The sequence below is a fragment of the Desulfonatronospira thiodismutans ASO3-1 genome (genome assembly GCF_000174435.1).
Lineage (GTDB): Bacteria > Desulfobacterota > Desulfovibrionia > Desulfovibrionales > Desulfonatronovibrionaceae > Desulfonatronospira > Desulfonatronospira thiodismutans.
Map to the genome: position 1 here is coordinate 438,549 of NZ_ACJN02000003.1, position 25,609 is coordinate 464,157.

At 51.6% G+C, this 25,609-nt stretch carries 22 protein-coding genes; 8 read left to right on the top strand and 14 right to left on the bottom strand.

Going from position 1 to position 25,609, the window contains the following annotated elements; all coding sequences use genetic code 11:
* The first annotated feature begins 30 nt into the window (after nt 1-30).
* Entirely contained in the window at nt 31-1,707 is a 1,677-nt protein-coding gene (gene cydD, locus DTHIO_RS13950) for a thiol reductant ABC exporter subunit CydD (RefSeq protein ID WP_008870907.1), read from the top strand.
* On the top strand, nt 1,704-3,347 hold the full coding sequence (gene cydC, locus DTHIO_RS13955) for a thiol reductant ABC exporter subunit CydC (RefSeq protein WP_008870908.1): 1,644 nt from the start codon (nt 1,704-1,706) through the stop codon (nt 3,345-3,347). The genes cydD and cydC overlap by 4 nt, the downstream gene beginning before the upstream one ends.
* A 66-nt stretch (nt 3,348-3,413) precedes the next feature.
* Here the strand turns inward: cydC and DTHIO_RS13960 are convergent, their stop codons facing one another.
* Entirely contained in the window at nt 3,414-4,136 is a 723-nt protein-coding gene (locus tag DTHIO_RS13960) for a Mut7-C RNAse domain-containing protein (RefSeq protein WP_008870909.1), read from the bottom strand.
* Between the two features lie 311 nt (nt 4,137-4,447).
* On the opposite strand from DTHIO_RS13960, the gene DTHIO_RS13965 reads away from it, so the two are divergent.
* The gene (locus tag DTHIO_RS13965; RefSeq protein ID WP_008870910.1) at nt 4,448-4,843 is read left to right on the top strand and encodes a secondary thiamine-phosphate synthase enzyme YjbQ; all 396 of its coding nucleotides are present in this window, start codon (nt 4,448-4,450) and stop codon (nt 4,841-4,843) included.
* Here DTHIO_RS13965 and trmFO read toward each other — a convergent pair.
* The 5 genes from trmFO to DTHIO_RS14000 all read right to left on the bottom strand — a co-directional run bounded on the left by trmFO (nt 4,833) and on the right by DTHIO_RS14000 (nt 9,369).
* Nucleotides 4,833-6,161 carry a methylenetetrahydrofolate--tRNA-(uracil(54)-C(5))-methyltransferase (FADH(2)-oxidizing) TrmFO gene (gene trmFO, locus DTHIO_RS13970; protein ID WP_008870911.1) on the bottom strand — a complete coding sequence of 443 codons (1,329 nt, stop codon included), beginning with the start codon at nt 6,159-6,161 and terminating at the stop codon, nt 4,833-4,835. The genes DTHIO_RS13965 and trmFO overlap by 11 nt on opposite strands.
* On the bottom strand, nt 6,158-7,357 hold the full coding sequence (locus DTHIO_RS13975) for a putative sulfate/molybdate transporter (protein WP_008870912.1): 1,200 nt from the start codon (nt 7,355-7,357) through the stop codon (nt 6,158-6,160). Before DTHIO_RS13975 ends, trmFO begins: the two co-directional genes overlap by 4 nt.
* 499 nt (nt 7,358-7,856) lie before the next feature.
* On the bottom strand, nt 7,857-8,264 hold the full coding sequence (locus tag DTHIO_RS13990; RefSeq protein ID WP_008870913.1) for a type II toxin-antitoxin system VapC family toxin: 408 nt from the start codon (nt 8,262-8,264) through the stop codon (nt 7,857-7,859).
* A complete protein-coding gene (locus DTHIO_RS13995) occupies nt 8,261-8,488 on the bottom strand; it encodes an AbrB/MazE/SpoVT family DNA-binding domain-containing protein (protein WP_008870914.1) in 228 nt (75 codons plus the stop codon). Before DTHIO_RS13995 ends, DTHIO_RS13990 begins: the two co-directional genes overlap by 4 nt.
* Before the next feature lie 98 nt (nt 8,489-8,586).
* Entirely contained in the window at nt 8,587-9,369 is a 783-nt protein-coding gene (locus DTHIO_RS14000; RefSeq protein WP_040418754.1) for an SAM-dependent methyltransferase, read from the bottom strand.
* A gap of 443 nt (nt 9,370-9,812) precedes the next feature.
* Between DTHIO_RS14000 and DTHIO_RS14005 the strand changes: the two genes are divergently transcribed.
* Entirely contained in the window at nt 9,813-11,777 is a 1,965-nt protein-coding gene (locus DTHIO_RS14005) for a PilZ domain-containing protein (protein ID WP_008870916.1), read from the top strand.
* 194 nt (nt 11,778-11,971) lie between these two features.
* Here DTHIO_RS14005 and nadA read toward each other — a convergent pair whose 3' ends face one another.
* A complete protein-coding gene (gene nadA / locus DTHIO_RS14010; protein WP_008870917.1) occupies nt 11,972-13,039 on the bottom strand; it encodes a quinolinate synthase NadA in 1,068 nt (355 codons plus the stop codon).
* Between the two features lie 522 nt (nt 13,040-13,561).
* Here nadA and DTHIO_RS14015 point away from each other — a divergent pair.
* The 3 genes from DTHIO_RS14015 to DTHIO_RS14020 all read left to right on the top strand — a co-directional run bounded on the left by DTHIO_RS14015 (nt 13,562) and on the right by DTHIO_RS14020 (nt 16,078).
* The gene (locus DTHIO_RS14015; protein WP_040418757.1) at nt 13,562-15,496 is read left to right on the top strand and encodes a peptidase U32 family protein; all 1,935 of its coding nucleotides are present in this window, start codon (nt 13,562-13,564) and stop codon (nt 15,494-15,496) included.
* Nucleotides 15,497-15,579: 83 nt separating this feature from the next.
* The gene (locus DTHIO_RS23005) at nt 15,580-15,870 is read left to right on the top strand and encodes a DUF4258 domain-containing protein (RefSeq protein WP_008870919.1); all 291 of its coding nucleotides are present in this window, start codon (nt 15,580-15,582) and stop codon (nt 15,868-15,870) included.
* Entirely contained in the window at nt 15,854-16,078 is a 225-nt protein-coding gene (locus DTHIO_RS14020; RefSeq protein ID WP_008870920.1) for a DUF2283 domain-containing protein, read from the top strand. Before DTHIO_RS23005 ends, DTHIO_RS14020 begins: the two co-directional genes overlap by 17 nt.
* An 18-nt stretch (nt 16,079-16,096) precedes the next feature.
* Here DTHIO_RS14020 and DTHIO_RS14025 read toward each other — a convergent pair whose 3' ends face one another.
* Entirely contained in the window at nt 16,097-17,323 is a 1,227-nt protein-coding gene (locus DTHIO_RS14025; RefSeq protein ID WP_008870921.1) for a DUF697 domain-containing protein, read from the bottom strand.
* Between the two features lie 211 nt (nt 17,324-17,534).
* Here DTHIO_RS14025 and DTHIO_RS14030 point away from each other — a divergent pair, with 211 nt between their 5' ends.
* The gene (locus DTHIO_RS14030) at nt 17,535-17,786 is read left to right on the top strand and encodes a hypothetical protein (protein WP_008870922.1); all 252 of its coding nucleotides are present in this window, start codon (nt 17,535-17,537) and stop codon (nt 17,784-17,786) included.
* Between the two features lie 714 nt (nt 17,787-18,500).
* Here the strand turns inward: DTHIO_RS14030 and DTHIO_RS21490 are convergent.
* The 6 genes from DTHIO_RS21490 to DTHIO_RS14060 all read right to left on the bottom strand — a co-directional run bounded on the left by DTHIO_RS21490 (nt 18,501) and on the right by DTHIO_RS14060 (nt 25,609).
* Nucleotides 18,501-18,674, bottom strand: coding sequence for a hypothetical protein (locus tag DTHIO_RS21490; RefSeq protein WP_153305064.1), 174 nt, complete (start codon nt 18,672-18,674; stop codon nt 18,501-18,503).
* The gene (locus DTHIO_RS14040; RefSeq protein ID WP_008870924.1) at nt 18,631-20,163 is read right to left on the bottom strand and encodes a YifB family Mg chelatase-like AAA ATPase; all 1,533 of its coding nucleotides are present in this window, start codon (nt 20,161-20,163) and stop codon (nt 18,631-18,633) included. Before DTHIO_RS14040 ends, DTHIO_RS21490 begins: the two co-directional genes overlap by 44 nt.
* 18 nt (nt 20,164-20,181) lie before the next feature.
* Entirely contained in the window at nt 20,182-20,787 is a 606-nt protein-coding gene (gene lepB / locus DTHIO_RS14045; protein ID WP_008870925.1) for a signal peptidase I, read from the bottom strand.
* Between the two features lie 87 nt (nt 20,788-20,874).
* Complete coding sequence (lepA, locus tag DTHIO_RS14050) at nt 20,875-22,677, bottom strand: translation elongation factor 4 (protein WP_008870926.1); 1,803 nt, start codon at nt 22,675-22,677, stop codon at nt 20,875-20,877.
* Nucleotides 22,678-23,528: 851 nt separating this feature from the next.
* The gene (locus DTHIO_RS14055) at nt 23,529-24,035 is read right to left on the bottom strand and encodes a hydrogenase maturation protease (RefSeq protein WP_040419038.1); all 507 of its coding nucleotides are present in this window, start codon (nt 24,033-24,035) and stop codon (nt 23,529-23,531) included.
* A gap of 125 nt (nt 24,036-24,160) precedes the next feature.
* Entirely contained in the window at nt 24,161-25,609 is a 1,449-nt protein-coding gene (locus tag DTHIO_RS14060) for a nickel-dependent hydrogenase large subunit (protein ID WP_083804005.1), read from the bottom strand.

A 25,609-nucleotide genomic window follows, 5' to 3' on the forward strand; every position in this document is an offset into this window, starting at 1 on the left:
CCTGGGTCCGTATTATTCGAGCAGCTGATTTTGTCCCAGACCCAGGCACTGAAATGGCTAAACAGCTTCAGGAAAACCGCTGGTACAGCCCTGGCCCTGTCCATAGGCCTGAACCTGTGTGCGGGCATCCTGCTCATTGTCCAGGCCGGAGCTCTGGCCTGGAGCGTACACCAGGTGGTTTTTGAAGGCCTGGGACTTGGCCGGGTCATGCCCGCCCTGTGGCTTATACTGGCCCTGGTGCTGGCCAGGGCCATGCTTGTCTGGTACGGATCAAGCCTGGCCGGACAGGCTGCGGCCCGGACCAAGGAAAAAATCCGCCGGCAACTCCTGGAGCACCTGTCCCGGGCCGACCCCTCGGGGTTGACCAGTCATTCCACGGGACAACTGGTACACTTGAGCACCGACGGGGTGGAAGAAGTGGACGGATACTTTTCCGGATATCTGCCCCAGATGGCCCTGGCAGCCATGCTTCCCCCGGCAATCCTGGTCTTTATCCTGCCCCTGGACTGGATATCCGGCCTTATCCTTCTGTTTACCGCCCCCTTTATTCCCTTTTTCATGATTCTCATCGGCCGCCGGGCCCAAAAGCTGAACCAGCAGCAATGGCAAAAAATCACCCGCCTGACCCACAGATTCTTAGACGCCATTCAGGGCCTGACCACCCTCAAGATATTCAATGCCGGCAAAAGAGAGGCCCGGGTGGTGGATGAAATATCTAAGGAATACGGCAAAAGCACTCTGTCTGTTTTGCGGGTTGCATTTTTAAGTGCCCTGATTCTGGAATTCATGGCTACAGTCAGCATAGCCGTGGTGGCGGTGATTATTGGATTCAGACTTCTCTGGGGTGAGATTGATTTTATGGCCGGTTTTTTCATTCTCATCCTGGCCCCGGAGTTCTACCTGCCTCTGCGCAACCTGGGCAGCAGGTTTCATTCCCGGGTCTCGGCCATTGCAGCTGCGGAAAACATGATGCAACTAATGAGTCTTCCCCGGCGCCGGGATAACACCGGAACAACCATCCCCAGCTTCTCCCGGACCAGAATACGCTTTGAAAATGTAAGCTTTGGTTACGCTCAAGACCAAGAGGCCGTGCACAATCTCGATTTTATAACCCCGGCCCCTGGCCTGACCTGCCTCACCGGACCCAGCGGCAGCGGGAAAACTACGGTCCTGCGCCTTGTCCTGGGTCTTGTAACACCCCGGCAGGGCCAAATATATGTCAATGACGCGAACCTGTCGCATCTAAACAATGAAGCCTGGCTCAGGCATGCGGCCTATCTTCCCCAAAAGCCTCACCTGCTTGGCTTGAGCGTTCTGGAAAACATCAGACTGGGCAATGAAAACGCCTCTGCACAAGAGGTGTACCTGGCCGCCCAGAAGGCCGGCATCCACCAGGAGATTCTGGCCCTGCCCCATGGCTATGCAACCGTTCTGGGAGAAGACGGCCAGGACCTGTCCGGAGGCCAGCGCCAGAGGGTGGCCCTGGCCAGGGCCTTTGTCCGCCCCTGCCCCCTGGTGCTGGCTGATGAGCCTGGAGCCGGTCTGGACCGGAAAAACCGGAATATAATTCACGCCGCCCTGCTGGAAATGGCTGAAGAAAGAACAGTTATAATATGCACCCATGACCAGGATGTACTCCCCGGGGCGGACCTGGTAGTACAGCTGAAGGACATGCCCCCCGGGCAGGATATGGTGCAGCGGCCATGAAGGAGCTCGGCAGACTGCTGTCCATTATGCTGCCCCAGTGGAAATGGCTGCTTCTGGGTATGCTTTGCTCCTTAGTCACCCTCCTGGCCAACGCCGCCCTTTTGTCCCTGGCAGCCTGGTTTCTGGCCTGCATGGCCCTGGCCGGTATAACCGGAGTCCCCTTCAACTATCATCTGCCGGCCGGCGGCATCCGCACCCTGGCCATTGTGCGCACCGCGGGCAGGTATGCTGAAAGACTTTTTTCCCATGAAGCCACCTTCAGGCTCCTGGCCCACATGCGGGTCTGGTTTTTCAGCCGCCTGGAGCCCCTGGCCCCGGCCGGTCTGGCCAGCATACACAGTGGTGATGTCTTTTCGCGCATCAAGGCCGACATTGACCACTTAGACCAGTTTTACCTGCGCTTCGTCCTGCCCCTTTGCACTGCGGCTGCGGCCCTGCTGGCTGTATTTTTGTTTGCAGGATGGTTCAGCCCTGCCCTGGCCCTTTATCTTTGCTGTCTGTGGATTCTGGCCGGAGGTGTTTTGCCCCTGGTTCTTCTCAGGCAGGGAATGAGCATCGGCCAGGGACAGGTACAGTCTCTTTCCAGGATGCGCACCCTGGGGGTGGACCTCATCCGGGGCCTGGAAGAACTGGTGGTCCTGGGACAGACCAAGAGTATTCTTGATGAGCTGGATAAGGAAAACAAGATTCAGACCAGTATTCAGGCCAGGTATTCTAAGCTGGAGGCCTGGGCCGAAGGGGGCATGACCCTGTTTGTCGGGCTTTCAGTATGGGGCACCCTCATAATCGTCATCCCCCTGGTGCAGTCAGGAAAAATTTCCGGTGAAAATCTGCCCATGCTGGCGGTACTGGCCCTTCTAAGCTTTGAAGGAGTGCAGCAGCTTCCTTCGGCATTCAAGGCCTGGGGCAGAATCAGGGCCTCAGCCCGGAGGCTTTTCTCCATTATTGACCAGAACCCCCTGGTGCAGGACCCCCCTGAGGCCCTGCCTGCTCCTGAACAGTTCAGCATTGAATTTAGAGAGGTATCTTTTTCCTATCCCGGAAGAAGTAAGCAGGTGTTAAAATCCATGAGCTTTCAGGTCCGCTTTGGTGAAAAAGCAGGCATAACCGGCCCGTCAGGAGCCGGCAAAACCAGTATTTTCAATCTCCTGCTTCGTTTCTACCCCCTGCAGCAGGGACAGATACTTCTAGGCGGACGAAACATCCAGGATTACAGGGCCGAAGACGTGCGCTCCTGGACAGGGGTAGTATCCCAGGATTGTTTTCTGTTCAACTCCAGCATCAGAGAAAACCTGCTCCTGGCAAGCCCCCATGCCCGGGACAAAGACCTGTGGCAGGCCCTGGCCCGGGCCAGGCTGGAAGATTTTGTCACTTCTCTGCCGGACAGCTTAGATACCCGGGTGGGGCAGGCGGGACTCAGGCTTTCCGGGGGTCAGGCCAGGCGGCTGTGCATCGCCCGGACACTGCTTAAGGATACGCCCATACTTCTGCTGGATGAACCTACAGAAGGCCTGGACAAAGATACTGAAGCAGCCCTCTGGGACACCCTGCAGGAGGTCATGGCCCAAAAGACGGTCATCCTCATCACCCACCGCAGCATGGGCCTGGAATACATGGACCGGGTCATCAGCATGGACTGACGCTCAAGACGGAATCAAGGAACCTCTGCCTTATTTACTGCCTGGATGTACTTTATAAGTCACCTTTCACCCGGCATCCTGGATGCGGGAGCACATCTTTTCCCAGTGCGAGCCTCTCCAGTAAATACGCTCACAGCCGGGACAGATTTCAAAGTAATCAAAGTATTTTCTGGTTCTGGGTTTCAAACGTTGAATTATTTCGGACTTGGGCACCGGTTCAAGAACCTGGTTGCATCTAAGGCACCTGGAAAAACTACAGGTAAGATCCAGGCCGTAAATACGGGCCACCTCCCTTAGCTGGTCATCAGGATTACAGGCGCGTATCAATCGTCCGTGCATTATCTCTTTGCGTTTCAAGAGCCCTCTGTCTCTGGACAGTACAATGCGGCGCTCCCGGGCAGCCAGAACAGCCACTTGCCGGTCACTGTAGCTGTTGTCCCACAAGGTATCCTGCCCCAGCATGCGCAAAAGCATGGCCAGCTTGCCCACATTGACATCAGCTATAAACCTGGTTTCCGGCCAGGCCTCGGGGCGAAGCCTGGTGGAACTGGCCACATCCACAGGAGCCTCTACCGACCGGACCACAATCTTTTCACCTGGAGAGGGAATATGATCAAAACCGGCCTCTCGCTCATCCGCGATAATTTCTCCCACCTCTGTATGCGGTACCCCCAGTGCTTCAATAATATCCTTGATGGAAGCCCTTCTTTGGAGTACATATTCAAGAGGATATTTAAGCCCGAAGTGCTCCCGCAGTTCGCGGTGAAAATAAAATGTGATGTACTTCATTGCCCTGAGTAAATAAATGGATTGTAATTTTTCACCACCTGCTAAAGCTGGACAATCCAAGCGTCTACTTGCAGATCCATGGTCCGGGGGCTTTGCAAACAGGGCGTAAACTGTCTGAACGACGTAGGAAGCGTTAATCAAAACCGTCAAACACCGAATTTGATTCAAGGCGTGTTATTAAAAATATACTGGCTTTCAATACCGTGTATAGGTTTTGATTTACGCTTCCTTGGAGAGAGTTTTTACGTCCTGTTTGCAAAGTTCCCGGACCATGGTGAAAAATGGCATAATATTACATGAGGAGGTAAATCATGGATTCCATAGGGGTCAAGAGTACCAAAAGAGAACAGTTTCTGGACATTACCCGGGAAGTACAGGAGTACCTTTCATCCAACAAAATGAACAGCGGGGTACTGACCCTTTACTGTTCGCACACCACAGCAGGCCTGACCATAAACGAAGGAGCGGACCCCTCAGTGGTCCGGGATATCCTGGTCAATCTGGAAAGGCTTATCCCCCGCAACGGGGATTACCAGCATATGGAGGGCAACAGCGACGCCCATATCAAAAGCAGCCTCATGGGACCATCACTACAGCTCATTGTGGACAACGGCAGGCTCATGCTGGGCACCTGGCAGAAGATATTCTTTACCGAATTCGACGGTCCCAGATCCAGAAAGGTCTGGCTCAAGTGGACTACTGGATAGCCCCGAGTCTGGAAAGCCACTTATCAAAACTTTCCTGAGCCCTCTGGGCATGCAGCTCCTTGCGCCTGGCCTTTTTGGCCCGGGCCTTCAGCGGCGGGAACAGCCCGAAATGAATATTGCTGGGCTGAAAATACCTGGCATCGCTTTGCAGATGATTCATGAGTGCACCCAGGGCTGTGTCCCTGGGTGGGGCGGGTGGATCGATCCCTCTTGCTTCAAGCCCCAGACGCAGACCCAGCCATAGTCCGCAGGCGGCTGATTCCAGGTATCCTTCCACCCCGCTTATTTGCCCGGCCAGGTAAACTCCGGGTCTGGCCTTAAGTTCCAGATTCCGGGTCAATACCTGGGGAGCATTGACAAAAGTATTTCTGTGCATGCTGCCCAGGCGCAGAAACTCGGCATTTTCCAGACCGGGTATCATGCTAAAGACCCTTTTTTGCTCCCCAAGCTTCAGCCTGGTCTGAAATCCCACCAGATTGAAGGCGGTCTTCTCTAAGTTTTCCGCCCGCAACTGCACCACGGCAAATGGCTGCTCCCCAGTTCTTGGATTCACCAGGCCCACGGGCTTCAGCGGACCAAAGGCCATGGTCAACTCGCCCTTTTCAGCCATGGCCTCGATGGGCATGCACCCCTGGAAATGCTTCTCCTCTTCAAAATCCCGGGCCGGGACTTTTTCCGCACCAACAAGTTCATGGTAAAACCGGTAATACTCCTCTTCACTCATGGGGCAGTTGAGATAATCGTCGTCTTCAGGCCGGTACCTGGAGCCCCAGAAAGCTTTGTCGTAATCAATGGATTCCGCGCTGACTATGGGGGCTATGGCGTCATAAAAATACAGGTCCTGGGCCCCGATAACCCGGAACAGACTCTGGGCCAGAGGATCGCTTATAAGCGGACCGGCTGAGAGAATCACTGCATCAAATCCCTGGAGCTCCGGGTCGTCCAGGTCCTGGATTTCCCGTCTATGCACCCGGATAAACTCATGCTCCTCCACCCTGCTGGTCAAGTGCTGTGCAAATCTGTCCCGGTCCACGGCCAGGGCCTTGCCTGCAGGCACCCGGTGCATGAGAGCCGCTTCCATGACTAAGCTGCCCAGCCTGTGCATCTCCTGCTGCAAAAGCCCCACTCCGGTCACTGGCTCCATGGAGCGAAATGAATTGGAACAGACCAGCTCGCCCAGGCTCTGGCTTTCGTGGGCCGGGGAATACTTTTGCGGCTTCATCTCGAAGATGGTCACCCATACCCCCTGACGGGCCAGCTGCAGAGCAGCCTCACATCCGGCCAGCCCCCCACCGATTATGGCAATGCTTTGATTCATATGGAAAGTTTTTCAGATTTGAGGATATAGGCCACGATTATACCCACAATAAACCCGGCTGCCAGATTGGTGGCCAGGGTGATGCCCACAATGGTGAAGACCACGAAAAATTCCTTGCGCTCCTTTAAATCCATTATGGTCAGGGCCAGTTGACTGCCTGCAAAAACAAGCAGCACTCCCAGCACGGCCATGGGGATGAGATAGAGAATGCCCAGGATGTTCACCCCGAGCAACACAGCCAGGAAAATGAATATGGCCCCAATGATCACGTTGGAGCCCGGGGTCCTGGCTCCAAAGCGGTAATGGGCGGCCAGTCCCCCGGCCCCGTGACAAAGAGGCATACCCCCCACGAAAAAGGAAAAGAAATTGGCTAGGGCCATGGTGATGCAGTTGGCCTTATAGGTAGCCCTGTGGGCGGCCTCTCCGAAATACTGCCTGGATAGATCCACGTTGGCGATGACCGCATTGCCCAGGGTCATGGGCAGCTGCGGCAGGACCAGCACCAGCAGGGCAAAGGAGAAGTCCACACCCGAAGGAAACCCGAAAGGCATGAACTCCGGCAGATTGAAACCTGGCGACACCTGGGACAGCCCCTCCCGGGTGCCCAGCAAAAGACCCACCAGCATGCCCCCCAGGACCACCACCAGGGCTGCGGGGAGTTTTTTGTTGTCCAGAAGAAGCAGGGTGACTACCCCGCCCACCAGGCCCAGGACCAGACCAAAAGGCACGGGACCTATGTCCTGGATTACCAGATAGGGCTCGGCTGCTTCCTGAAGCTTCTGAAAAGTGGAAGTGCCGATCATGAAGCGCACCCCCTCGGCCATGAGCAGCAGGCCTGTGGAAAGCTGCACTCCCCGGACGACCTCCTTGGGAGTATACTTGCCTATCAGAGTCATGGCTCCGGTAAGGGCAATAACCAGCAGAAGCACTCCGATAAGCAGAGAAGAGGCCATGATTTCCGAGGCTGTAATGCCCGTGGCCACGGCATAAGCGCCAATGACCTTCATGGGTTCTACAGGCACGGGAATACGGTAGTACATCCCGGACAGCAGGTAGAACAGTCCCACCGAGAAAAAAAGCCCCAGGGGGTTCAGGCCGTTGACCAGGATCATGGCTATGCCCAGGGGGAGAACCACGCCCAGATCTCCAAGAGAGCCGGCCAGTTCCTGACGGTTGAATTTGTATGGCACGCCCATAAATGCTAAATACAAAAAGAAAACGCTGCTGACAAGAAGTTATTCATGACTCGAATTGCACCAGTGCTGCTGCTGACCAGGACCCGTGAGATCCCTGTATGCAGCAGAGATGATCAAATCGCAAAACAAGACCCGGATGTATCTGTCAGCGCATTTAAGGAAAGCAGGGGACAGGCACTCCGGGACCCACTTGAGCATCATTTTGTGCATAAAATATCTCATTTTTTGGGACAATCACGCCTCAGGCGTGACGGAAGAGCCAGTCCCCATGCCACATGCAAAGCGCTGACAGATACACCCGGATGAAGACCGATGGGAGCGGAGTTCGATCTCAGGAGCGCAATATCGCGGGCTGGACTGGGAAAGCGGGGGCTGATGATAATTGAAAAGAATCGCCTACTGGTTGCCTGGAGTGGGCAAGCCCAGGTTCTCCAGTCATTTTTGTGGTACAGGGCTGAGTTTACGAGGTCGGCTGAAGCGACCTGTTCGATGCGCTCAGTTATTCAGGAGAAATAATTTTAACAGTTGGGAAATAGGTCTGGTACCTGTTTTTATCTCGTGTGATTAATTCAAGATCTAATACAGCGGCTTGTGCCCCGATAAAAAAGTCCGGCAATGGGGACTTCTTTGCACCTTTATGCTTTCGGTATTTAAAAAAAGCTTTACCAGCAAGGAAGAGAGATTCCCTGGGTATTTCCAGCATCTGAAATCCGCTCTTTGAAACAGCAGCTTCCAATTCCTCAATCTTATTAAATCCGATGGAAATTTCGGAATATATAATTTGGTTAATGTATAAAGGAGCATGATGGGCATATTCAGAAAGAGCAGCCTCCGACCATTCAGCCCAGACAGGATCATCAAGAAAAACATCCAGGATAATATTGGAATCAACAAGAAGACCTTTCATAAATCATCTCTGGTGAGTGCCATAATTTCGTCTGTGGTCATTTTGACAGTCGCCACCCCGCGAAGTTTTTTAAACTTGCGGGTTGCCCGGGCTGTTCCTTCTCGCTTTACCAAAAAGACCCGGTCTCCCTCTTGTAAAAAATCAATCTCTGTATCCGGGGTTATCCCTAATTTTTCCCGTATATTAACTGGTATCGTAACCTGCCCTTTTGTCGTCACCCTCATTTTTCCCTCCAGTATTACGTATTACTGGTAAGAATAATACATGCTTTTTTATAAATCAAATTTTTTTTATCGAACTCCTGCCATTTTGAGAGCTTTGTTCATCCCGGGCCTTGAATATGCAAAGGACGCCGCGCCACGAAGAACTCATAGGCGTAATAATCGCAGTAGAGGCGGTGCATCTCGGGCTCCCGGGCGAGCTGGTCCAGTATGGCCGAGACCTCATCATCTCCCGCATACTTGCTGCGCAAACTTTCAATGCGCGCCTCCATGGGTGTGTAGAAATCTTCCCACCATGCTTCATCCGGCAACGTGAAGTGCCCCACAAGATCGAATCCACAGTCCAGTATAGATGCCACATCGTCGCCCACCCACCCCATGTCTGGATAGTCCAGGTCGAAACCGGCCTTCACTTCGGCAGGCGCATTCTCCTTGCGCCAGACCGCATCGGTAAAGACAAGGTAGCCCCCGGGGCTCAAAAGTCCATAACAGAGGTAAAGGGCGTGTTGCAGTCCGATGCTGTAGAGCGCGCCCTCGGACCAGATAAGATCAAAACTTCCAGGCGTTTGCTCCAGGCGGTCCATATCTTTGACCATTGCTGTGACGCGTTTCGAAAGCCCGTGCTGCGCAATAGCCGCCTGCAAATGTTCAATGCTCGGCGTATGGCTGTCAACGGCCACTATTGAACCTGGCGTCAGTTCGGCAAGGTAAAGGGTCTGTCCCCCGACCCCGCAACCCAGGTCAAGGATCGCGGGGGACTTGGACAGGTAGCGGCAAAGGGCCAGGGCCCTGACGGCACTGGCGCGGTTGCCGGGGCCCTGGCGGGGCAGGGTCTCGTAAACCTCGAAAAAAATCTCCCAGAAGCGGGGGGCTGGTTCATTCATAGCGTTCATATTTGACAATTTAGTCAAATATTTTTTTGAATATTTATGGTTTCATCCAGTTTACAAAATAAACATGCCTGCACTAATAATTATTATTAGAATAGGGTTATATAGCAGGTTTTGGACTTCCCATAGTGGAATCTAACTGAACAACGAAGCAGCCTGTACCAAAAAAACCTTCTCTGGCAAGGGAAAGATGCAGACTTCATTTTCGACTAAAATGCGCTTCGCTGTCCTTCGCAACATTAGCTGGAAAGCGGGTGCTCCGCACACACGGCTTTAAAGTATAAAGAACCTCAAAAAAGCGAGCTCTAATTTCAGCCAGAAAGCCTTGCATGGCTTCGGCCAGATGCAACTGTTAACTTTTTTCAAGATTGTTCATGTCCAGACTTTTCTACAGGCGCATATAAGCATATAAAAATGAGATTACTGGAAGGTGTTATATGAAAAGATCAGTTAAAGAAAAACAAATCAGCATTTTTCTACATGCATTGTTTGAATCCAGTGACATTGCGCCTGCTTTTAAAAAAAATCTTAACCCAATCAAGATTCTGACTCATATTTATTTATATAAAACAGGATGCGCTGACATAGCAAAAAAAATCAAATTTGATAGTTTGCCAGCTACAAAAAATAATGAAAGACACATGGTAAATAAAATATGTAACTTCTTTAAAGATTCAGACCCTCACCAAAAAAACGATGTGGCAAGCTATCTCGTTCAAAATTACCCAGACGAAGTAGACTGTCTGTGTCCTGATTTTATTTTAACAAAAATCAGAGCAATCATCAAAAAAATCAACAAGAATGACTTACATGAAGACCATGTGGAAAAACTGGTTTGGGAACATATCTGCGATAAAAAAATATATCATAAATTTTTGGACAATATCTTATTGTTCATTGAAGATAGAAGCATCGAAAACAACAATCTCGCTAAATTTTTGACCACCAAAAAAGCTGACCTGAAGGAAAACACATTTTACAAATGGATCATCAGGCAGAATTTCATTCAAAAACTGGATTATGCAGAGCTGGGACTGGCTCATTCCGCCAAAATGGCTGAATTTGTGGATCAGGACAAAATGCTTGGCACCATTTGCTTTTTAGACTTTGCCACCGAAGATTTAAAGCAAAAGTTTCACCATATGCTGGTAAAAAAATATAAAACTTCAAAGATGTCAGACATGTTTTTAGAGCTTTTTTCTGAAAGCAGACAAAAAAATGAACTATTCGGAAAAGCAGTTGTAATATTTGGATTTTTTATCATTATGTTTAAGTTTGATGATTTTGTAGATTTCTACCAGACCACCATGGTGCCTGACGATCACCGGAATGACTGGACAAATTACAGCTACAAAGACTATTGCTACAAAATCCTGGAAGGTTTTCAATCTGGAATAAAAAGCGATTATGTGTCGTCACATTTCAGACTGTCAACATTAAAAGACCAGGATACCATGCAAAAGATATCTTTTGTTTTCTGGAAAAACACCTTTTTAAAAGAAAAAATCAAGCATGAATGTTGCCCTGTTCAGTCTGCCCAGAATAAAAAAATCCATAAATACAAAAGCATAACAAAAGATAAAATAAATGATCGCAGGTTATTAAAAATAATCGAACATTTGTTTTCTAAAAAGATAAATATTTCTGTTTATTCATTTAAAAGTAATGATCCATATATTAATCTGGAATGTACGCCTCTCAAAATGGAAAATGATGGATTTCTGATTTTTTACAACAATAAAGATCTAGAATTTAAAATGGATAGCATACCGTTTTCTGTAAAATGCAGATTCCATGTATTTGACGACTCTCTTAACAAAAGATACTATGTTTTTGAGACTGAATTGATGCATGTTTTTCCTGCAGACGACCATAACATATTAAAACTGAATTATCCTGTAGAGTACAATTTATCTGATAGACGTCTGGATAGATATATACCTGCCCCCAGTGATATTTACACCCTGTCAATCTGGGAGGCGAACAACGAACAACCAGAAATGACTATACAAAAGCCCCCCTTATGCAGAAACTTTAAGCAGGACAGCATGAAAATCCTGAATATTTCTTCTGGCGGTATCAGGCTGTCTTTTAAAACTCACCACCTTGAAAAAATTGAACATGAATTCGCCTTGCAACAGGCATACATTTTTAAAATCACCCTGAGTTATCATGACAAGCCTGCTGACATATATCTTACTGCTGTTGTCAGAAATCTCAACTGGTTTCATGAACCTGAGCCTGAAATTGAAGTCGGCTTCCAGTTTATCCAGGAAGCTTTTTTCAGCTCCAACAAAAAAATTTCCTGGTCTGACATCACTAAAAAAGGATCATGGCATATAGGATCATGGATTTTTGGAAACAATATGGAAAAGTGCAAAGATTTTTCCGTTAAAAATTAGATAGTTCAACCTGAAAGACGTAAGCATTCTGGGGGTCCTCGATAGTGATAACTGGCACTAGGCTTGATTCCGGCACCCCATGAATGCTTACTGAAAGACTACCACAGACGCCGGGCGAAAAATTCCGGAAAGCCCCCCGGTGAAACAGGAAGAAATTTCACTGGACAAGCGCGAAATGTGAATTTAAGACGTTATTAACTTTTCAGGTTGCGGGAGAATTCAAGCATCCTCTCCACGGCCACCCTGGCCCGGCGGCCTGTTTCAGGATCAACGTGGATCTCGTTTTCTCCGGTTTCCAGGGTATGGGCCAAGTTCTGCAGGCCGTTCATGGCCATCCAGGGACAATGGGCGCAGGCGATGCATTCCACTGTCTCCCCGGCGATGGGGGCTGGAACAAACTCCTTGCCCGGGGCTGCTTGGCGCATTTTGTGAAAGATTCCCCGGTCAGTAGCCACGATGAATCTTTTGTTGGGCAACTCCTTAGCCGCCTTGATAATCTGGGTGGTGGAACCCACTACGTCAGCCTGCTCTATGACCTCCCGCGGCGACTCCGGATGCACCAGGACTCCGGCATCTGGAATGTCCAGACGCATCTGCTTCAAGGCCTCGGCCTTAAATTCTTCGTGCACTACACAGGCCCCGTCCCAGGATATCAGATCAGCCCCGGTTTGTTGCCGGACATAGTCTCCCAGATACTTATCCGGTGCCCAGAGAATCTTTTCGCCCTTTTCATGCAGGTGTCTGACCACTTTTTCGGCTATACTTGAGGTGACCACCCAGTCTGAGCGGGCTTTCACCTCGGCGCTGGTGTTGGCATAAACCACCACGGTACGCTCCGGATGCTCATCACAGAACGTTGCAAAATCCTCAGCCGGACACCCCAGGTCCAGGGAACAGGTGGCGTCCAGGTCCGGCATGAGCACTTTTTTTTCAGGGTTGAGTATTTTGGCTGTCTCGCCCATAAAGCGCACCCCGGCCACCACCAGGGTGGAAGCGGGATGTTCGTTGCCGAAGCGGGCCATGTCCAGGGAATCCGATGTGAATCCCCCGGTCTCGGCAGCCAGCTCCTGCAGTTCAGCTGAAACATAGTAATGAGCCACCAGAACGGCATCTTTTTCCCTGAGCAGTATTTTTATCCTGTCTTTCAGTTCCTGCCTGGATTTCGGGGCCATATCCTCTTCAAGCTCTTCAATAGTCTTTCCCTGGGGCAGATATTGCTTGATAACTTCCGAATCCAGAGCTCTTGCATTCTTTTCAACCATACTTCCTCCTTAAAGCTGCTGCATCTGACTGAATATAATAATATAGAACCAAACACCATCCCGGTCAACTTGCCTCAATTCAGGCTCAACAGCCAGAGACAACAGGTTTCGAGAGTGCCTGTCACCAATTGGACAGGCTGGAAAATTATTGCATTTTCGCTGTAGTGCTGAAAGGGCGCAAAAACCTCCATGGGCCGAATCCAGGAACCTGCAAGAGATGTAAAATGGCTTATTCGTAACCATTCAGGGGGTGCCGTAATCACGCCTCTGGCGTGACCGGGGACAGTCCCGCACTTATTTTTTTCTGATGGACAATTTTTGGCTGTTGGCGTTGGAAAAATAAGTGCGGGACTGTCCCCAGGCCTGGTGCCAGCAATCAATACCGAGAAACCCCTGAATGGTTACGCTTATTCGGTTCTGTTTGCAGGCTCTAATACTTGCGGTCATGGGTACTTTGCTGTTATCAGATCTGTAACAGGCCGCTTAAGGCACTGCCTCAAACCTTTTAACCCACCATTTACCATGACCAGACCCGAAATCCTGGCCCCGGCCGGGCAAGAGGCCTCGTTTCTGGCCGCCCTGGCCGCAGGAGCGGATGCAATATACTGCGGGCTCAAACATTTCTCGGCCCGGGCCGAGGCGGACAACTTTTCCCTGTCCCGGCTGGCGGCCCTTAGACAGCTGGCCGGGGAGCAAAACGTCAGGGTCTACGTGGCCTTGAACACCCTTATAAAGCCCCAAGAGTTAGACAAGGCCGGACGTCTCCTGGACCGTCTGCAGCGTTTTGTCCAGCCCGACGCGGTCATCTTTTCCGATCCGGGCCTGGTGGATATCGCCCGCCAGGCCGGCCTGGAATGCGAGCTGCACCTGTCCACTCTGGGGGCTCTGACCTCGCGCACCGGCCAACGCCGGCTTGCAGACATGGGGGTATCCAGAGCTGTTCTGCCCCGGGAACTGGATATTGATGAAATCAGGAAAACCGCGGACAAGAGCCCTTTGCAGCTGGAAGTATTCGTGCACGGAGCCCTGTGTTACGGTGTGTCCGGGCGCTGCTGGTGGAGCAGCTACCTGGGAGGCAAAAGCGGGCTGCGTGGGAGGTGCGTACAACCCTGCCGCAGGAGCTATGATTACAAGGGACAGCGAGGCAATTACTTTTCCTGCCTGGACCTGGAACTGGATGTACTGGTAAAAACCCTGCTCACCGTGCCCAACCTGTCTGCCTGGAAAATAGAGGGCCGTAAAAAGGGAGCCCACTACGTATTTTATACCACCACTGCCTACAGGCTTTTGCGAGATAATCCTGATGATGCAGACACCAAAAAAGAGGCCCAGGGTCTTCTGGAGCAGGCCCTGGGCCGCAAGAGCACTCATTACAACTTTTTGCCCCAGAGACCTTTTGTGCCCTTAAGCCCTGCCCGGGAGCCGGGCTCCGGAAGACACCTGGGTGTAGTCAAAGGCAGCCGCAGCAAAAGCTATATAAATCCGGCCATCCAGCTTTTGCCCGGGGACCTGGTGCGCGTGGGACAGGAAGGCGAGACCGGCCACAAACTGATAAAAATCAAAAAAACCGTACCCGGCAAAGGCCGCTTTGACCTGCCAGGAAGCTGCAGGCCGGGTTTGCCTGCTTTTCTGATAGATCGCCAGGAAACAGAACTGACAGGGCTGATCCAGGACCTGGAAAGTAAAATCATTGATCCTGAAATCAGGCCCGGTGCCAGCCGGTTTATATATCAGTTGCCAGCACCGCTAAAAAAGAAAAGTGCCCGGGCCTTAAATCTGGAGGTCTTTCGCTTTGCCCCGCGCAAAAAAGGCCCCCTGGGTATTCACTTGAGCCTGGATCCTCAAAGAGGCGTGATCTCCGGCCCGCTCCGGGACAACTGGTATTTTCTGCCCCCGGTAATCTGGCCCAGGGAAGAAGAAGAGTGGCAGGAAATCATAACAGGTCTACAAAAAAAAGGCGCCCGGAATTTTGTCCTGGGGTCCGTGTGGCAGGTGGACATGTTCAAGACACCGGAAAAACTAAATCTCTGGGCAGGGCCTTATGCCAACATCGCCAATCCGGCTGCGCTGAAAATACTGCAGGAACTTGGATTTAAGGGGGCGGTGCTAAGCCCCGAGCTATCCAGGGAAGACTTCATGCAGATGGCCCACAAGGCCTGCATCCAGGTGGGGATAGTCATCAAAGGGCTATGGCCGGTATCCATCTCCAGGACCTTTGCCGCGGAAGCCAGGCCTTTCCTGCCTTTTATCAGCCCCAAAAAGGAAACCTTCTGGGCTGCCAAACGAGATGCCAATATTTATATCTATCCCAACTGGGAGATAAATCTAACCGAGTTTGAATCCGACCTGCGCCGGGCCGGCTTCTCCCTGCTCCTGCACTTAAAAGAGCCTTTGCCCAGAAAAATCACCCTGAAAGACCGCCCCGGGCTCTGGAACTGGGAACAGGGGCTGGTTTGAATTACCGGCAATTTATAACTTGACCAAAAACCTTTGGATGTTATAATCAAACAAAACAAAATAAAGTGAGCATAGAGAAAGTTGTGGATTCGCTGACCACTTTCCATTTGTGTGACCATGCTCGTCAAGAAATGCAACGTCGCGGGATTGAATACGAGGTAGTGGTGGAAGTGCTTGCTAACCCTGAACAGGTATTAACAATAAATTCAAGACGAAAAGTTTATCAATCACGCATGGTTACAGAACATACCAACAGACAATACTTATACAGGATTTTCGTGGATTTTGACCGCAACCCCCCTGTGATAGTCACAGCATACAGAACCGGCAAAATCACAAAGTATTGGAGGCAACAGCATGAAAATAATTTATGACCAGGAAACTGATACTCTGACCCTGATATTTTCTGAAGCAACCATTGAAGAGAGTGATGAAGACAAGCCCGGAGTCATTTTGGATTATGACAGCACGGGCAATCTGGTCTCCATGGAAATCCTGGAAGCCTCCAAACGGGTAATGAAGCCCTCTGCCATCGAATATCACGTGGCACCTGAAGCAAAACCTGCAACAGTTCAGGGATAATCAGCTTGTTTTTCTACTTTATATCGGCCGCACCATCCTGCGGGCGTGCCGTCCCAGACGCCAGACCAGAAAGCCGTTCAGGGCGCCTTCCCCGGCTTTGGGCAGGGCATAGCGTGTTGCATCGGCAGCTGCGGAAACCCCAGTGGCGAAGGATATCTCCCCGAATATGCTCTCGTAATAATCCCCGAAGGTCTCTACTCCGGCCTCTGAATGTTCCCCGATAATCCCGCTCAGGTAGGCCTGAATAATGGACCGGGCCAGTATGGTCAGGCTCTGGCCCATGGCCGGGCGCAGGTTGTAGATCTGCAGAAGCTCGCTTATGAGCTTGAGGGATGCGTAGAGGACAATTAACTGATCAATAAACTTAATGGGCGAGGCAGCCGTACCCAGACCCACATTGCGGCTGTAGAGGCGGATTCTTCTGTTGGCGGCCCTGTCCAGGGCATGGACAAAGGTTTCATCCATCTGCTTGAGCCAGGTGGCTGAGTCCAGGTGACCGTAACTGTCCAGAAGATTCTGACGGTAAGAATCAATTCTGGCCAACTCCTGCCTGTCCAGTCCCAGGGTGTCCGCGTCAACATCTTTTACCTTGTAATCCTTGAGATAACCTGCCAGCACCTCCCTGGCTTCATCCTGCTTCTGCTGGGCCAGCCAGCGGAATCTGCGTCTCTGAGCCAGCATCTTCAGAGCATTTATGTCCACTTTGGATAGACTGCGAAAGGCCAGAAACCTTCCTGCAAGCTTGATGATCACCATCAGGATCATGGCCGAAAAAAGGGCAAAGCCGGATACAGCCAGGATATTCCAGGGCATGTTCAGTGCAGCCACCTGCCCGGCGAATCTGACCCCCTGGCTGACCAGGAAAAGCCCTAGAACTGCCCCCAGGAATACCGCCGTCCACAGGGCGGTCCTGTAAATGACCCTGGGAATCCGGATACCGGTACGTTCCAGGTCCAGCATCTTTTCTTCCAGCTGCCTTTTCAGCTTTTCCTGTTCCCGGCGAAGCTCCTGCATTTCTTCAGGCGAAACATCGCGTACATCATGATCCCTGCCGGGCTCCGGATCAGGCTGCCCCAGACCGCTGTCGCGCCGGCGATAACCTGCATCGCTGGTTTCATTCCCGGTCTTGCCCGAACCTTCTACCTGTCTGGCATCCTGATCTTTTTGCTCCCTGCTTTCCTGTTCCCTTCCCTCAGGAACCTGATCCAGGGGATCACCAATTAGAACTTGTCTTTTTTTACTCATTTGCGGGTCCTGTTAAATTTTGTCCTATAAAAAACGAAAACTTATCATTGTCGGCTACTGATTAGACCCGGGACTGTCAATGCTGTAAGTCTTATTAACCGCTCAACCCACGCTGGAAAGAAGAAAAAAGTCTCTTGGTTTGCTTTACCCTTTTGTTTGACATATCCTGTCTTAGTGCTAACATGCATTCATGCAATCATGAGGAGGATATATGGGAACAGTTAAAACAATCGGCAAAAGTGGTCAGGTATCACTTGGGAAAAAATTTGCCGGTCAACAAGTCCTGGTGGATGAAATAGAAGAAGGAGTCTGGATCTGCAAAGTCGGGCGTTTTATACCTGAAAGCGAGCAGTGGCTTCATGCTCCGAAAATAAAGGAGGAGCTTGACCTGGCAATCGACTGGGCGGAAAAAAATCCACCCCGGACAAGTGACCTGAGCAGTATTGAAGAGCAAGTAGAGTGATGTCCCGGCAAGATCATGAACCTGTCAAGCTGGATCTGAACAACCCCGTATTCCAAAGACATCTCTTCAGACTGCAAAAAAATGAACAGTTGGCTGTTTTAGGAACCTTGCGGAAAATATCGAAAATGTCCTGGCAGCAAGTATATCAAGACCGGGGTTTAAACTGGGAAGTGATTTCTTCCCGCTCAGGCCCACACGGTGCCAGACTGTATACATTCAGAATTGGACAAGGCTTTCGAGGCGTTGCTTTCCATGAGCAAACCTGGCTGCGAATTCTCTCGTTGCACCCGGATCATGACACTGCTTACAAATAGCGGATCTGCCGCGTTGGACCGGGCCGCGATATTGTGCGCTTGTAACCATTCAGGGGGACCTCGGTGGTGGCTGATGGCACAAGGCCAGGGGACTGTCCCCGCTAAGTGATGATTATGAAGCTTCACAAAATTTTGCGTCTGTACTTTTCATATTGTGCAGTAAAAGTGTCGCGGGGACTGTCCCCCTGGCCGGTATCAGCCCCCTGAATGGTTACGTGCGCTTCATTGCCAAATGGCTGCCATGATGCAGGTGCAAAAAACCGGTGCTTCAGGCTTGAGCCCCTGGCCCTGCCCCGGCAGGGCGGAGCACTGTATGTCCAGCTTCAGGACCAGAAACCGAATCCGGCTTCGGGTTTATCTCTGATTATGCCTTCTTCAGATCTTCAATAATCTTTTGCAGCTACCCGCACTGTTTTGCCGGGTCAGACATCGCCTGAGCCGACGAATTCATGGCATCAGTGTTTTCCCTGGAAATGCGATTCACATCTACCATGCTCTTGTTCAGTTCCTCGCTGGTAGAGGACTGCTCTTCAATAATCCTGGCGGTCCAGGCTGCGGTAGTTGATGGCTTCACTCAGGTGGGCTGTACTGATATGCTCCTGGCCTTCCAGATCGGCAACGGTCCTGGCCAGACGCAGAATCCTGGTATGTGCCCTGGCGGACAGGGCCAGACGCTGAACAGCCACCTCCAGAAATGCATGCTCTTCCTGGCCCAGGCTGCAGAATTCAGACAGCCATTTGCCCGAAAGCTGGCTGTTGGTCAGAAAAGGCAGGTCCTGGTATCTTTTCTCCTGAATCTGCCTGGCCCTGTTGATGCTGGCCTTCATCTCCCCTGAATCCATGGAACTTCTGGCCTTTTTCAACTCTTCATAAGGCACGGAAGGCACTTCTATATGCAGATCAATGCGGTCCAGAAGAGGACCGGAGATGCGGTAGCGGTAACGCTGGATCTGGGTGGGTGTGCAGGTGCAGGGATGCTGATCATGAGTAAGATACCCACATGGGCATGGGTTCATGGCCGCCACCAGCATAAAATCCGCCGGGTAGCGAAGGGACATGGCCGCCCTGGAAATGGTCACTTCGCCGTCCTCCAGGGGCTGACGCAGGACCTCCAGGACATGTTTTTTAAACTCCGGCAGTTCGTCCAGGAACAGAACTCCCCTGTGGGCCAGGGAGACCTCCCCCGGGCGCGGGTAATGCCCCCCGCCGATGAGCCCTGCATCAGATATGGTATGATGCGGACTTCTGAAGGCCCGCTGAACTATCATGGCCTGCTGGGGATCCAGCTGACCGGACACGCTGTATATCTTGGTAACTTCCAGGGCCTCTTCAAAGCTGAGCCCCGGCAGCACCGTGGGGATTCTCTGGGCCAGCATGGTCTTGCCGCTGCCGGGAGGACCGATGAAAAGCAGGTTGTGCGCCCCTGCTGCAGCTATTTCAATGGCCCGTTTGGCATTGTCCTGGCCTTTGACTTCGGAAAAATCCACAAGGAAATCGGCACCTCTTTGCCACAGAGTGTCGATATCAAAGTGCACGGGCTCCTGGTCAATCTCCCCGGAAAGAAATCTCACTGCCTGGCCCAGACTGTCCATGCCGTACACCGGAATGCCCTGGACCACAGCTGCCTCCTGGGCGTTGACCGCTGGAACCATTACCGCCCTGGCCTTGTCGTTTCTGGCCTTGAGAGCCAGGGGCAGGGAGCCGTTTATGGCCTTAAGTTCACCCGTGAGGGAGAGTTCGCCGGACATGAATATATTCTGGATGTTTTCGGCTGGAACAATGCCTGAGGCTGCCAGCAGCCCCAGGGCCAGGGGCAGGTCGTAACTGCTGCCTTCCTTGCGCACGTCTGCAGGAGCCAGGTTGATGGTTATCCTGGCGGGAGGCAGCTTGTATCCGCTGTTTTTCAGGGCTGAAAAGACCCTTTCCTTGCTCTCCTTGACCGCACCTTCGGCCAGACCCACCAGGGTAAAGGCAGGCATACCCGCCCTGGAATAGTCCACTTCCAGTTCGATGCGGATGGCGTCAATGCCTAAAAGCGCTGCAGTGGTAATTTTGGCGAACATTGGTCCTGCCGGTGAAAATTACTGGATTCTGCTTCCAATCCTGTCCCAGCGGATATTGGAGAAGCCTTCCCAGGACCAGTAGATCCTCCAGGCCTTGCCGATGATCTTTTCCCTTTCCACGAAATGATCATCCCAGAACCTGGCATCATATGACTGATCCCGATTGTCCCCCAGGACGAAATACTTGCCTTCGGGAACCTCCTTGGGGCCGAAGGTATCACGGCTGTTCATCACCCTCTGGTCAGCGTGCTGAACATAGTCCTCCTGGACCCTGTCCCCGTTGATATACACTTCTTTATCTTCAATGAAAATCTCATCTCCTGGTGTGCCTATGACTCTTTTGATAAAATCCTTGGAAGGGTTCTCGGGAAACTCAAAAACTACTATATCCTGAAATTCGGGTCCGTCGAATTCAAATATATATCTGTCCATGAAAGGCATATGTATTCCGTAGCTGAACTTGGTTACCAGCAGGTGATCTCCGATCTCCAGAGTGGGGAGCATGGATCCCGATGGGATCTTAAAGGCCTGCACAACGAATGTCCTGATGAATATGGCCAGAATAAGGGCTATGATCAGGGCTTCTGCATACTCTTTCAAAAGTTTGTGCCATCTGGGGTTCATTTATATTTCCGTCCTGTTGGGATGTTTTTTGTATGGTTTTGTCTTTGATAAAACAGGCTGCACATGGCGTCCAGGCAGCAACCAGATTTAGTCGTCTGAACTCAGGGCCGCCAGAAAGGCCTCCTGGGGGATCTCCACGCTGCCCATTTTTTTCATGCGCCTTTTGCCTTCCTTCTGCTTTTCCAGAAGCTTTCTCTTTCGGGTTATGTCGCCGCCGTAACACTTGGCAGTGACGTTTTTGCGCATGGGCGGAGTTCTTTCCCTGGCAATCACCTTGTTGCCGATGGTGGCCTGGATAATCACCTCGAAAAGCTGCCTGGGTATGACCCTTTTGAGCTTGAGGGCCAGGGAGCGGCCTTTGTGATAGGCTTTTTCCCGATGCACAATGACCGACATGGCATCTACGGGTTCCTGGTTTATGAGTATGTCCATCTTGACCAGGTCAGCCCGGCGAAAGTCCAGGACCTCATAATCCAGGGAGGCATATCCCTTCGTAACGGACTTTAACCGGTCGAAAAAATCAAAAACTATCTCGGCAAAAGGTATCTCATAAGTGATGATCACCCGGGTGGATGAGAGATAGCGCAGATCCTTCTGCTGGCCGCGCTTTTCCTCGCAAAGGCTCAGCACGTTACCCACGAATTCGTTGGGCACATGGATCTCCATGCGCACATAAGGCTCCCGGACCTCGTCTATCTCCTGCACCGGCGGCAAGTTGGCCGGATTGTCCACTTCCAGCACCTCTCCGTCCACCCTGTGCACCTTGTACACAACCGAAGGGGCAGTGGCTATGAGGCTTACCTGAAACTCGCGCTCCAGCCTCTCCTGAATGACATCCATGTGCAAAAGACCAAGAAATCCGCACCTGAAACCGAACCCCAGGGCCTGGGAAGTCTCGGCTTCAAACTCCAGGGCAGCATCGTTCAACTGCAGCCGCTCCAGGGCGTTCTTGAGGCCATCGTAATCCTCGGATTCCACAGGATAAAGCCCGCAGAAAACCATGGGCTGTACCCTCTTGAATCCCGGAAACGGGCTGTCAGCAGGGCGCGCCGGGTTGGTGATGGTATCTCCCACCCGGGCCTCCTTGAGGTCCTTGATGCCGGCGCACAGAAAACCCACTTCCCCGGTGTACAGGCAGTCTGTATCCATGGGTCCTGGCGAAAAAATACCCAGCTTGGCTACTTCAAACCTTTTCCTGTTGGAAAACATCATTATTTCCTGGCCCCGCTGGATACTGCCGTCCAGGATACGAAAGAGCACCATAACTCCCAGGTAGGAATCATACCAGGAATCAAAGATAAGGGCTTTCAGGGGGTCGTCCTTTTTACCCCTGGGAGCCGGTGTAAGGTGGACTATTTTTTCCATGAGGTCCGCCACGCCCTCCCCGGTCTTGGCACTGACCAGAGAGAGATCGGAGCAGTCCAGCCCCACTATTTCCTCTATCTCTTCAGCTATGCGCAGGGGATCAGCACTTGGCAGATCTATCTTGTTCAGAACCGGGATTATTTCCAGGTCATGGTCCAGGGCCAGATAGACATTGGCCATGGTCTGAGCCTCCACCCCCTGGGTAGCATCCACCACCAGCAGTGCCCCGTCGCAGGCCGCCAGGCTCCGGGACACCTCGTAGGAAAAATCCACGTGGCCCGGGGTATCTATCAGGTTCAGAATGTAGTCCTGCCCGTCCCTGGCCCGGTATGGAATGCGCACTGTCTGGGCCTTTATGGTAATGCCCCTTTCCCGCTCCAGTTCCAGGCGGTCCAGGTACTGCTCTTTTTTGTCCCGGTCAGTCAAAAGACCGGTCAGTTCCAGTATTCTGTCGGCCAGGGTGGACTTGCCGTGGTCTATATGCGCGATGATACTGAAATTACGAATATTTTCCTGTTTTACCATTTAGTGACTTACTCTTGAAACTTTGCTTGTCACGCCTCTGGCGTGATAAATTTCCTTCCAATACACAGGGGCCATAAAAAAATTTGTGCTATGGTACTGGAATTTTCCGATGATAAGCGTAAGCACGGACAGTTAAGTGGCCAGGGGCAACTTGTTCGCTTGGGTTGCGGGCATAGCCAGCTTTAGTGACTTACTCCTAAAACCCTGTCATAAAAAACAAGAAACTTAGACAGGATTAACAGGATTGACAGGATAAGCAATCTGCGGCCCCGGTGAAATCAGCTGCGCTGTCCTTCGGAATTTCACAGGGCAAGCCGGAAGCCGCAGATTGCATTAGCCATCCAGCACTCACTTTCTTCCGGCACCCATGAATGCAGGAAAAAAGTGAGTGCTGGAGTGATAACCTTTTGGCCTGGCTTCCGGCCAGGACAAAAATGTTTTTCTCTTAATCAATCTCTTAATCCTGTTAATCCTGTCAAAAAAGCTCTTTTCTTTATTGGGTTGCGGGCATAGCCAGCTTTAGTGACTTACTCCTAAAACCCTGTCATAAAAAACAAGAAACTTAGACAGGATTAACAGGATTGACAGGATAAGCAATCTGCGGCCCCGGTGAAATCAGCTGCGCTGTCCTTCGGAATTTCACAGGGCAAGCCGGAAGCCGCAGATTGCATTAACCATCCAGCACTCACTTTCTTTTTCATGAGTGCCGGAAAAAAGTGAGTGCTGGAGTGATAACCTTTTGGCCTGGCTTCCGGCCAGGACAAAAATGTTTTTCTCTTAATCAATCTCTTAATCCTGTTAATCCTGTCAAAAAAGCTCTTTTCTTTATTGGGTTGCGGGCATGGCCCGCGTTAGAGCTTTTGAACCTCACTGTTGACCAGTTGCAATACTTTTGTCTGCACCTCGTCCAGGGCCTTTTGCACCTCGGGGCTTAAGCCCTCCTGCATTTTTTCCGGAATATGCGCGGCACGGACCACGATGATGCTCAGCTTAATATCCGTGGTTTCCTGCAACTCTTTTAAAAGATTGGTGGTGGGAAACTGGTGCATGGAAAAATCAGAAATCTTTTTGGGATCCACCCGGGAGATGTCTATTTCCCGGACTTCACCGGGCTTTATGTCATCGTCTGTGGTAGTGTCGATAATTATTACCTGTTCCGGATGCTTGTCACTCAGGATCAGGTCAAAGAGAAGCGGTCTTATGGAAGTGCCCGCATCAATACAGGCCACTTCTTGACCAAGATCCCCCCTGTCCTGAAGTGCCTTGATCGCCAGCGGCCCCATGCCGTCATCACCGTACAAGGTATTGCCGCAACCAAATACCACCACTCTGGCATCAAACATGCTAGACCAGTCCATTTCCCCTCCGCAACCAAAAAGTTGAGCCGCCTCCACCATTGTGAAGACGGCTCCTTATAAACTATTTGACTTCTCCTGTCTAACAATACCGCGGCACTATTTTCAAGGAACTGTCAAAAGCTGCTTTATGTCCCCATTGTATCCAGGACGTTGCCGCTGGAATCCAGAACCTTGAGCTCTACGTTTACGCCGCCATCCAGGCGGTGAGTAGCACAGCTCATTCACGGGTCGTAGGCGCGTATGGCCATCTCCACCCGGTTCAAAAGACCCTGATCGTAGTTTCCGTCCTTGATTACCGCCTTGGCCGCCTGACGCACCGAGAGGTTCATGGGCGCATTGTTGTGAGTGGTGCCCACAATCAGGTTGGCCATAGTCACAAAGCCATTGTCGTCTGTCTGGTAGTGGTGAATAAGGGTGCCCCTGGGGGCTTCCACACAGCCGACTCCTTCGCCTGCTCTGGGTTGAATATCCTGACACCTGATCTCCCGGCCGGTGATTTCAGGGTCGTTTAACAGCTCCTCAGCCCGCTCGCAGGCCTGAACCAGTTCGATGAGCCTGGCCCAGTGGTAAAGAAGGGTCAGGTGCGTGGGACGTCCGAATTCCTTGCGGAAGATGTCCAGTTCCTCCTGGGCCTTGGGAGTGGCCATCTGGTCGCAGACATTGATGCGGGCCAGGGTATTGGCCCGGTACACACCCACGGGGTCGTTCTCGTCCAGTTTGAGGTCTCCCCATTTCTTGGCGTAAGGGAACTTGAGATAGGACCATGGCTCGGTATGTTCGCCAATGTAATTCATATACTCGGAGTACTTGAACTGGTCATACTCACCATTCTGGTCCATGAGCCTCAGTTCTCCATCATACAGTTCCAGGGCTCCGTCAGATGGACGAACAGTGCCCAGGTAGCCGGAAGGAAATACTCCCAGGACCTTGACTGCATCCAGGTACTTGGGAAAGACCTCTTCCCGGGCAAACTTGATGGTGAACAGGCTGAACTCTTTGAGTTCCTGGATGCCTTGCAGGATCTCTTTTCGCTCCTCTTCCTTGAGGGGCTTGGAAAAACCGCCCACCACACCTGCAATGGGATGAATGACCTTGCCGGCGAACTTTTCCAGCATCATCTGTCCCTTGTAGCGCATGTGCACTACCTTTTTAGCCAGCTCAGGATTGGCCCCCACGATGCCCACCACATTGCGCACGGAATAGTCCGAGTCAGGTCCCAGGACAAAATCCGGGGCAGCAAGGAAGTAAAAATGCAGGATCTTGTCCGGGATGTAGGCCATCATCTGGCACAGTTCCCTTAGCTTTCTGCCCGTGGGAGGCAGTTCCAGCCCCAGACATTCATCTGCAGCCTTGTTGGAGGCCAGGTGATGCTGCCAGGGGCAGATCCCGCAGATGCGGTTTACGATCCTGGGCACTTCCTCTACGGGACGGCCCAGTACAAATTGTTCAAACCCGCGCAGGGAGAGTACATGCAGCCTGGCATCGGAAACATTTCCGGTATCATCCAGGTGCACAGCCACGCTGGCATGCCCCTCTATGCGGGTTATGGGAGCTATATTCAGTGTCTTACCCAT